9 protein-coding genes are annotated in these 8,629 nt (G+C 64.4%); 8 read left to right on the top strand and 1 reads right to left on the bottom strand.

The genetic code is table 11. The features are described from left to right. The 3 genes from E3T47_RS07100 to E3T47_RS07090 form a co-directional block, all read left to right on the top strand. A partial coding sequence (locus E3T47_RS07100; protein ID WP_134555418.1) for an FHA domain-containing protein occupies positions 1-644 on the top strand: 644 nt, incomplete at its 5' end. A 3-nt stretch (positions 645-647) separates the two neighbouring features. Continuing rightward, positions 648-1,511, top strand: a complete 864-nt coding sequence (locus E3T47_RS07095; RefSeq protein WP_134555417.1) for a PP2C family protein-serine/threonine phosphatase — start codon at positions 648-650, stop codon at positions 1,509-1,511. Continuing rightward, positions 1,498-2,190 carry a hypothetical protein gene (locus E3T47_RS07090; protein WP_134555416.1) on the top strand — a complete coding sequence of 231 codons (693 nt, stop codon included), beginning with the start codon at positions 1,498-1,500 and terminating at the stop codon, positions 2,188-2,190. Before E3T47_RS07095 ends, E3T47_RS07090 begins: the two co-directional genes overlap by 14 nt. 262 nt (positions 2,191-2,452) lie before the next feature. Here the strand turns inward: E3T47_RS07090 and E3T47_RS07085 are convergent, their stop codons facing one another. Continuing rightward, the gene (locus E3T47_RS07085; protein WP_134555415.1) at positions 2,453-2,902 is read right to left on the bottom strand and encodes a hypothetical protein; all 450 of its coding nucleotides are present in this window, start codon (positions 2,900-2,902) and stop codon (positions 2,453-2,455) included. A 353-nt stretch (positions 2,903-3,255) separates the two neighbouring features. On the opposite strand from E3T47_RS07085, the gene E3T47_RS07080 reads away from it, so the two are divergent. The 5 genes from E3T47_RS07080 (at position 3,256) to E3T47_RS07060 (ending at position 8,625) form a co-directional block, all read left to right on the top strand. Further along, entirely contained in the window at positions 3,256-4,977 is a 1,722-nt protein-coding gene (locus E3T47_RS07080) for a GspE/PulE family protein (RefSeq protein WP_134555414.1), read from the top strand. A gap of 51 nt (positions 4,978-5,028) precedes the next feature. After that, positions 5,029-6,288 (top strand): type IV pilus twitching motility protein PilT, encoded by a 1,260-nt coding sequence (locus E3T47_RS07075; protein ID WP_277871811.1) that lies wholly within the window; start codon positions 5,029-5,031, stop codon positions 6,286-6,288. Further along, positions 6,289-7,518, top strand: a complete 1,230-nt coding sequence (locus E3T47_RS07070) for a type II secretion system F family protein (protein WP_134555413.1) — start codon at positions 6,289-6,291, stop codon at positions 7,516-7,518. A gap of 153 nt (positions 7,519-7,671) precedes the next feature. After that, positions 7,672-8,112 (top strand): prepilin-type N-terminal cleavage/methylation domain-containing protein, encoded by a 441-nt coding sequence (locus E3T47_RS07065; protein ID WP_134555412.1) that lies wholly within the window; start codon positions 7,672-7,674, stop codon positions 8,110-8,112. A 150-nt stretch (positions 8,113-8,262) separates the two neighbouring features. Then, positions 8,263-8,625 (top strand): PilV family protein, encoded by a 363-nt coding sequence (locus E3T47_RS07060; RefSeq protein ID WP_134555411.1) that lies wholly within the window; start codon positions 8,263-8,265, stop codon positions 8,623-8,625. Positions 8,626-8,629 lie beyond the last annotated feature (4 nt).

The raw sequence follows: 8,629 nt of genomic DNA, 5'->3' as shown, positions 1-8,629 counted from the left end.
CGGCGACGCCTGCCCCGCCCGCACCCTTTGCACCGCCGGTGGTCGCGGCGCCGCCCGCGCCGCCCGCCCCGCCGATCCTGGCAGGAGCGCCGGCGAACCCGTGGGCCCCGCCGGTGCCGCTCGTTCAGGCCAGCGCAGCTTCGGACGCCGCAGCTTCGGAAGCCGCAGCTTCGAGTGAGCCGACGGCATCCGTCGCAGTGCTTGCCGCTCCGATTCTCGCTGCGATTTCCGCGGTTGTGCCCGACGAGGGTGACGAGCCCGACGAGCCCGACGATGACGACCTCGACGAGACCATGATCGTGGAGCGTCGAATGAAGCCATGGACCCTCGAAACCGAACACGGTCTCAAGGTCTCGCTCACCAAACCGGTCGTGCTGCTCGGTCGCAACCCCGAGCGGGGCGGCGCACATCCGGATGCGCAGTTGGTGCCCCTGCACGATCCGGGAAAGACGGTATCGAAGACCCACGCCCGCCTCGACTTCGTCGAGGGCGCGTGGGGGATCAGCGATCTGCAGTCCACCAACGGTGTCGTACTCATCGACGGCGGCGGCATGGAGAACGAGCTCGATGCCGGCGCGAGCGCAGCCCTCACCGATCGGTTCCTGCTGGGGGAACTCGCCGCGCGCATCTACCTGGAGGCCTGAGCAATGACCCACCTGGCCGACCAGCGGGCGACCAATGCCGTGGTGTCGCTGCAGTACGGTTCGCGCACCGATATCGGCCGCAAACGCAATGAGAACGAGGACTCGCTGCTCGCGGCCCAACCGGTGTTCATCGTCGCCGACGGGATGGGCGGGCTCGAAGCCGGCCAGCGTGCGAGCACCGCGGTGATCGCCGAATTCCAGGGTTGCGTCGGCCGCACCGGTATGCCGGCCAGCGACGTGGTAGCCGCTGTCGAACGCGCCCACACGGCTGTGCGGGCAGTGTCGGATTCGACCGGGCGCGGTGCCGGCAGCACCCTCACCGGTCTCGTTCTCATCGACCACGAGGATGCCCCGCAATGGCTCATCGTGAACGTGGGCGATTCGCGGGTCTACCGCCTGCATGGCGGCGAGTTCCAGCAGCTCACCGTCGATCATTCCCTTGCCCAGGAACTCATCGATGAAGGCTCACTGGTCAAAGCAGATGTCGCCACCTTCGCCCGTAGGAACGTCATCACCCGCGCGATGGGCGCCGTCAACAGCAGTGCGGACTACTGGCTGCGCCCGGTCGTGACCGGCGAACGGTTGCTGGTGTGCTCCGACGGGCTCAGCGGTGAACTCTCCGACGAGGCCATCAAAGCCGGCCTGACCCTGGGCGGCAGCACCCAGCAGACGGCCGACGCGCTACTCGCCGGGGCCCTCGAACACGGCGGACGCGACAACGTCTCGGTGATCGTGATCGATGTCATCGCCGGCGGGGTCAATTCCTGGCACGGCGTCGCCTTCGGAGACGACCATTCCGACACCATCGACACTCGGACCGAAGACACCCGGCCGGTGCAGCGAGTTGCCCGCAATGCAGCCCGCTGACCCGGCTGGGCCCGCTGTGCCCGACGATCTCGACGAGGCAACCAGAATTGTGCGCCGGGGCGAGCCGCGCCGTGGAGCTGTCGCCCCGGTACCGGCCGCAAGCAGTGAGAGCGATGTCCCCGACGCCACCGACGCGCCTGACGACGACACCGTCATCGTGCAGCGCGCTGACGACGAACCCACCCGCATTGCGCAGCGCACGAGTGACGAACACACCCGCATCGTGGCGCGGCGGCCCCGGGGTGCGGCATTCGAAGTCGACTCCGCTGGGGCCGGCGCCCAAGCCGACGACGACGAAGCCACCGTGCGTTCCACCCGCAACAGCACGACCACCGACACCCTCCTCAGCGGCCGGCGCGCATCCGCTCCCGCACACACTCCCGTCGTCGACGCGCTGCAACATCGCTACGAGCCGCCGCAGGTGCAGAGCGGCGCGAGTGTGCGCTACGCGGCCCGACCGACCCCGGTGTTCGTAGAACCGAAGGCCCAGCTGCCCGTCGCCGATGTGCGGCCCGATTTGGCCCGACTCCGTCTCGCCGACGCGGCCGCCGAGATTCGCGACCGTGCCGTTGCCGTGAAGCGCCGCCGCCGCTGCTTCACGCTGGCCGCGATCGTCTCGATCACCGCGCTGGTGGTGCTCGCCGCCGCGTACACCGTCTTCACCCTTCTCACCTGGTGATTCCGCATCACCCCACACTCATGCACCCTTCCGTCGGCACCGAAAAGCTAGGAACTTCGTCCTCGTGACAGATTCCGCCTCCCCCCTCTGCCGGGAAGCCGCCAGCTCGGCCACCCCGTAGACCCGGCTTGCCGAGGTCGCCGCAGCCCACCACAAGGTGCACCCCGTCATCGCGGCTAACCCGGCCTGCTGCCATTCACGCAGACGGCCGTCGACCTCGCCGAGACCCCGCAGGTCGAGGGCAACGGCGAGAGATGGTTCGTTAGCCCCAAGCGCCAGTACGGTTCGGGGCTGGGGCTGGGGCTGGGGCTGGGGGTGTTGGCGCGGTGCTTGTGGGCGGGTCGCCAGCTCTGGGTGGGGTCCCACATCGGCGGGCCATGTACTTGGGGTCTTCCAACGACGACTCGAATATACCTGCCACTTGTTTCAACGCTGTGCTGGTGGAACCAGCACAGTAGTGTTCCGTTGTCGATGAGGCGACGAGGGTGCGTTTGACCGTGGTATCGCCAAGTTTCAGGCGGCGTTTAGCGTCGCGGCCGAAGATACCGGCGAGTTGGGTGATGAATTCGACCCGGTTGCGGCGTCCGTTACCAAACCGCACCCCACTGAGCGCCATGGCCAGCAACGCACCGGCCTGAGCAATGACCGACACCCGATAACCGTCGCACTCCGGCAGTGAATCGGCTGCAACGGTCGGGGCGGTGAGGGTCATGGCGATGGTGCCTCCTTCACCCACAATCCCACCCCGAATCACGCAAGGTGGCGAGAAAAAATCAGCACATTATTTATTCAAAATCAGAATTTTATTCTGTTTAGTCGCGAGAGCGAATTGACGTAATCGCAGCGCGCCTCAAGACGAGAGACCTTCGCTGACAGCTACCCCATTATGAGTAGAACCGCCCCCTGAACTGGGGTCGGTAAAAGCGAGGGCACCGTCAGTGAAGACTGGTTCAGCCTTTCGCCACCGCGATAACGTAAGGAGTCAGTCTCATGCCGCGACCGCGGTGTGCCCGTAAATGGGCACATTGACGTGACTCAGAACACAGAACCCGGGGGCAGCGCTCAGTGACCAGTCTGACCGAAATTCTTATCGTGCACGGCGTTCTCCCGATCGAGGAACTCGACACGGTGCGTTTGAGTGAACGCGCCGACGAAGCGGCAGTGCGCCAACTGGTCGAGGCCGGCACCATCACGGAGCTGCAGTTCGCCAAGGCGCGCGCGGAGCAGAAGAATCTTCCCTTCGTGGAGCTGCTGGACTACCCCGTCGACCGGCTCGCCGTGGCCAAGGTGCCGGCCGCGGTCTGTCGCCGGGCCAACGTGCTGCCGATCGCTTTCGAAGACGGTCGCCTCGTGGTGGCGATGGTCAACCCCGGCGATGTGTTCGCCGTCGACGACGTGCGCGAGGCCGCTCGCATGCGGGTCAGCCCGGTCGTCGTCGAGGCCTCCGATCTGCAGGCGGCCATCGCCCGCTACCACCGCGCCGACAATGAACTAATCGACCTCAGCACCACCCTCACGGCCGACAGCGACGAGCCCGAAGACACCGCGGCCCAAACCGAAACGGATGACGCGGCGCCGATCGTGCGCTTCGTCAACCTGCTGGTCAGCCAGGCCATCCAGGACAAAGCCTCCGACATTCACATCGAACCCGGCGAGAACGACCTGCGGGTGCGCTACCGCATCGACGGCGTGCTGCACGAGATGCAGAAGGCGCCAGCGACCATCGCCGGCGGCGTCACCTCACGCATAAAGATCATGAGCGACCTCGACATCGCCGAGCGGCGCAAACCGCAGGACGGCCGCATGTCGGTGCACCACAACGGCCGCACGGTCGACCTGCGCGTGGCCGTTCTGCCCACGGTCTGGGGAGAGAAGGTCGTGCTGCGAATTCTCGACAACGCAACCTCGTCCATGAACATGAGCGGCCTCAACCTGCTCACCGACAACTTCAACGAGTTCGAAATGGCGTACACCAAGCCATACGGCATGATCCTCGTCACCGGTCCCACCGGTTCGGGCAAGTCCACCACGCTCTACACGACCCTGCACGCCATCTCCCGCCCCGAGATCAACGTGATCACGGTCGAAGACCCGGTGGAATACCGCATGCCCGGGGTCAATCAGGTGCAGGTCAACCGTAAGGCCGGCCTCACTTTCGCCGTCGCGCTGCGCTCCATTCTGCGTGCCGACCCCGACGTCGTGCTGCTCGGCGAGATTCGTGACCAAGAAACGGCGAAGATCGCCATTGAGGCCGCGCTCACCGGCCACCTTGTGCTGTCGACCCTGCACACGAACGATGCGCCGAGTGCCATGACCCGGCTGATCGAAATGGGTATCGAGCCGTTCCTGGTGGGTTCGGCGCTGGACTGCGTCGTGGCGCAGCGCCTGGCGCGGCGGCTGTGCGATCGCTGCAAGGCTCCCGACGATCGCACCGACCTGGCCTATCTGGGTTTCGCGGTCAAACCCACTGTTGGTTACGTCGCCAACCGGGATACGGTCATTCCGGAGATGGGGCCGGCCGTCGACCCCACGACGACGGGTACGGTGATCTACAAAGCCGTCGGCTGCTCCAGCTGCTCCCAAACCGGGTATAGCGGCCGCCTTGGCATTCACGAGGTCATGACGGTCTCCGAGGAGATCGAACGCCTCACGGTGGCCCATGCGTCGAGCGCCGAAATTGCGACTGCCGCACGCAAACAGGGGATGGTCACGTTGCGCGAAGACGGCTGGGCCAAGGTGGCCCTCGGACTCACCTCGATCAACGAGGTGCTCCGTGTGGTCTCCTAGCCGCTGCATCCCCTGCCCCCTGCGACAACGAACCCTGGCGGGGCCGCCTCGATGAGCATGGTTGACTACGGGCAGGCCGTCGACCGGCAGGCCGACGAAATCAACCCGGCCACCGTTGACCAGCGCGCGCGCCGGCTGCTGCGCGCCGATGAGCCGGCTGCCGCGAATGCGCCGGATACTCATCTGCTGCAGGCGCTCTCCCTCGTGCTCACCGAGGGGGCCAGCGACCTGCATATCTCGGGCGGTGCGCCGCCGAGTATCCGGGTGGACGGTGCCCTGCGCCCGATCGCCGGGTGGGACCGCTGGTCGCCCGAGAAGGTTGCCGACGCCCTCGGCAGCATTCTGACCCCGGCCCAGCGGGTGGAGTTCGACAAGGAACTCGAACTCGACTTTGCCTACACGATTAACGGCACGCGGTTTCGGGTGAACTTCTACCAGCAGCGCAACACGGTCGGTGGCGCCTTCAGGCTCATTCCAAACGAGATCAAGTCGCTGCCCGAACTGGGCATTCCAGCATCCGTTGCGCGGTTCGCGCACCTGCCGCGTGGACTTGTGCTCGTCACCGGGCCTACCGGGTCGGGCAAGTCGACGACCCTCGCGGCGCTCGTCGACCTGGTCAACCGCACCCGGGCCGACCACATCGTCACGGTGGAAGACCCGATCGAGTTCATTCACGATGCCAAGAAGTCCATGATCAGCCAGCGCGAGGTGGGGCAAGACACGCACAGTTTCGCATCCGCTCTCAAGCACGTGCTGCGGCAGGACCCCGACGTCATTCTCATCGGCGAGTTACGCGACCTCGAGACCATCTCGGTCGCACTGACCGCCGCCGAAACCGGCCACCTCGTCTTCTCGACTCTGCACACGCAAGACACCGCGCAGACCATCGACCGCATTATCGATGTTTTTCCGCCGCACCAGCAGGCCCAGGTGCGCGCACAGCTCGCCGCGACACTGCGCGGTGTGCTCTGCCAGACACTCGTACGCAAGATCGGCGGCGGCCGCGTGGTCGCCACCGAGATTCTGGTGACCACTGCGGCCATCGCCAACCTCGTGCGGGAGGGCAAAACCCATCAGATTGCCTCAGCGCTGCAATCGGGGCGCACCCAGGGCATGCACACCATGGACCAGCACCTGGCCGAACTCGTCGACGCGGGCCTGATCACCCGCCAGGCAGCCGAAGAGAAGGCCATGGACGTCGAGGTACTGAAACAGCTGGTGCGCAGGATCGACCCGACGGATACTTCGGTCGGTGACCTGAGCAATGGCGAAATTGACTTCAATGATTCGTTCTCGCCGGGGAGGCGCTAAATGTCAACCGATATGTCCTTTAATTACACCAGCCGAGACGCCCTGGACCGGGTCGTCAAGGGCCGCATGGAAGCCGGGTCGGAGCGTGCCGCGCTGCAACAGTTGCGCACCATGGGCCTCTCGCCCATCTCGATTGCCCCGGCGCGCAAGCTCAAGGGCCTCAACATGGAGCTCAGCATCCCCGGGTTCCAGAGGCCCGTGGGCCTCACCGACCTCGCGGTGATGAGCCGCCAGATGGCCACCATGACCGCGGCCGGACTGTCGCTGCTGCGTACGCTCAACATTCTTTCTGAGCAGACCGAGAACAAGCAGCTCGCCCAGGTGCTCGCCGTTATTCGTAGCGACGTCGAGACCGGTGTGTCACTCTCCGAAGCGTTCGACAAACACGACGTGGTGTTCCCCCCGATCATGATCAACCTCGTGCGTGCGGGCGAGACCGGTGGTTTTCTCGAGGACGCCCTCAACTCGGTGGCCGACAACTTCGAGAGCGAGATGAAGCTGCGCGACACCATCAAGAGCGCGCTCGCCTACCCGGTGATCGTGCTGATCATGGCGCTGCTCGCCGTCGTGGGCATGCTTATCTTCATCGTTCCCGTGTTCGAGAAGATGTTCAAGGGCCTCGGTGGCGACCTGCCCCCGGCCACCCAGGTACTCGTCGTGCTCTCCAATGCCATGATCTGGGTGGGACCGATTCTGCTTGTCGCCGCCATCGCTTTCTCGATCTGGTGGCGCAGGAACAAGCACACGTTGGCCGTGCGGCGGGTGGTCGACCCGTTCAAGCTCAAGCTGCCGGTGTTCGGCCAGCTGCTCACCAAGCTCGCCATCGCCCGGTTCAGCCGCAACTTCGCCACCATGATCGGCGCTGGCGTGCCCATTCTGCACTCGCTCAAGATCGTCGGTGAGACCTCGGGCAACTATGTCATCGAGTCGGCCCTGTTGAAGGTGCAGGAATCGGTGAGCCAGGGGCGCTCCATCGCAACGCCGCTTGCGCTCGAGCCGGTTTTTCCGGCCATGGTCACGCAGATGATCGCGGTCGGAGAGGATGCCGGCGCTCTCGAGCAGATGCTCACCAAGATCGCCGATTTCTATGATCAAGAGGTGCAGTCCACCACCGAGCAACTCACCGCGCTCATCGAGCCGCTGATGATCGCCGTCATCGGCGTGGTGATCGGTGGCATGGTCGTGGCGCTCTACCTGCCCATGTTCAGCGTGTTCGACTACGTCAAATAGCGGATGGCGAGCGCGGCCCTCGTTTGGGCTGCACTCCTAGTGGGGGTGGTCAGCCCCCCGAAAAAACAGGGGTCGGTTCCAAGGGTCAACTTAGGCTGAAAGCGAGCAACCGCATCGTTTTGCTCCCTGAATCATCATTCTAAGGACACTCTTATGAACCGCTTCTTCACGACCGCCCTGGTCAACAAGCGCAAGGCCCTCGGCGAGAAGGAGAAGGGCTTCACGCTCATCGAGCTTCTCGTGGTCGTACTCATCCTCGGCGTTCTCGCCGCGATCGCCATCCCGATCTACCTCGGCCAGCAGGACTCGGCCAAGGACAACGCCGTTGCCGCCGCCATCACCAACGCGAAGACTGCCGTCGTTGCTGAACTGGTCACGGGGGACACTGCCGCGAAAGATATTCCGACGACTTTGACTCCGGTAGAAGCGTATACGCCCAGCGACGAAATCTCGGTTTCCTACAAATACACTGCCTCCTCGGACACGTTCTTGATCAGCGGTTATTGGGTTCAGGGCTCCGATACCACGAAAGCTGATAAGGACAATCACGGCCACACCATCAGCGACAGCGGCGCATCAATCAAGATCAAATAGGAAGACATTCAGTACCTGATCATTGCCGGTAGCCGACGGGGCGCTCAAACACCCGTCGGCTACACCAGCCGCTCTCAGAAGGATGGACTAGAAACTGTGTCGCTTCGCTTCGTACCTATTTTCCGTTCCTCCCGAGAAGTAGGTTTTGGCATGATCGAGGTGGTTATCTCGATGCTGCTGTTATCCTTACTCGCTATTGCGTTTCTGCCTATGCTCGTCACTTCGCTGCGGGTCTCGGTGTCCAATAGCACCCTAGCCTCGGCCACCCAGCTCGTCGCCACGCAGATGGAGAGCATCCGCTCTCGCGGCACGACCTGCGAGCCACTTCGCGCGCATGCCGCCACCCTGCCACCACTTTTCGACCCCCACGGCCGCTCACTGCAACCCGGCTTCGATCCAATCACGTGCCCGGCGACCTATCCGGCGACCGTAAAAGTCAGAGCCTTTGTTTCCGAAGTCTCCACCGGTAAGACCCTCGCGGATGCCACCACGAGCATTTTCGTGAAGGACTAGGCCC

This window comes from Cryobacterium ruanii (assembly GCF_004404055.1).
GTDB classification, from domain to species: domain Bacteria; phylum Actinomycetota; class Actinomycetes; order Actinomycetales; family Microbacteriaceae; genus Cryobacterium; species Cryobacterium ruanii.
The sequence above is the reverse complement of the archived record's forward strand: the minus strand, read 5'-3'. Positions and strand labels throughout refer to the sequence as shown.

What these genes read in the sequence shown, in the direction of transcription:
- E3T47_RS07065 (WP_134555412.1), top strand. Translation starts at nt 7,672, where the DNA reads ATGAACCGCTTCTTCACGACCGCCCTGGTCAACAAGCGCAAGGCCCTC.
- E3T47_RS07060 (WP_134555411.1), top strand. Translation starts at nt 8,263, where the DNA reads ATGATCGAGGTGGTTATCTCGATGCTGCTGTTATCCTTACTCGCTATT.
- E3T47_RS07070 (WP_134555413.1), top strand. Translation starts at nt 6,289, where the DNA reads ATGTCAACCGATATGTCCTTTAATTACACCAGCCGAGACGCCCTGGAC.
- E3T47_RS07095 (WP_134555417.1), top strand. Translation starts at nt 648, where the DNA reads ATGACCCACCTGGCCGACCAGCGGGCGACCAATGCCGTGGTGTCGCTG.
- E3T47_RS07085 (WP_134555415.1), bottom strand. Translation starts at nt 2,902, where the DNA reads ATGACCCTCACCGCCCCGACCGTTGCAGCCGATTCACTGCCGGAGTGC.
- E3T47_RS07090 (WP_134555416.1), top strand. Translation starts at nt 1,498, where the DNA reads ATGCAGCCCGCTGACCCGGCTGGGCCCGCTGTGCCCGACGATCTCGAC.
- E3T47_RS07075 (WP_277871811.1), top strand. Translation starts at nt 5,029, where the DNA reads ATGAGCATGGTTGACTACGGGCAGGCCGTCGACCGGCAGGCCGACGAA.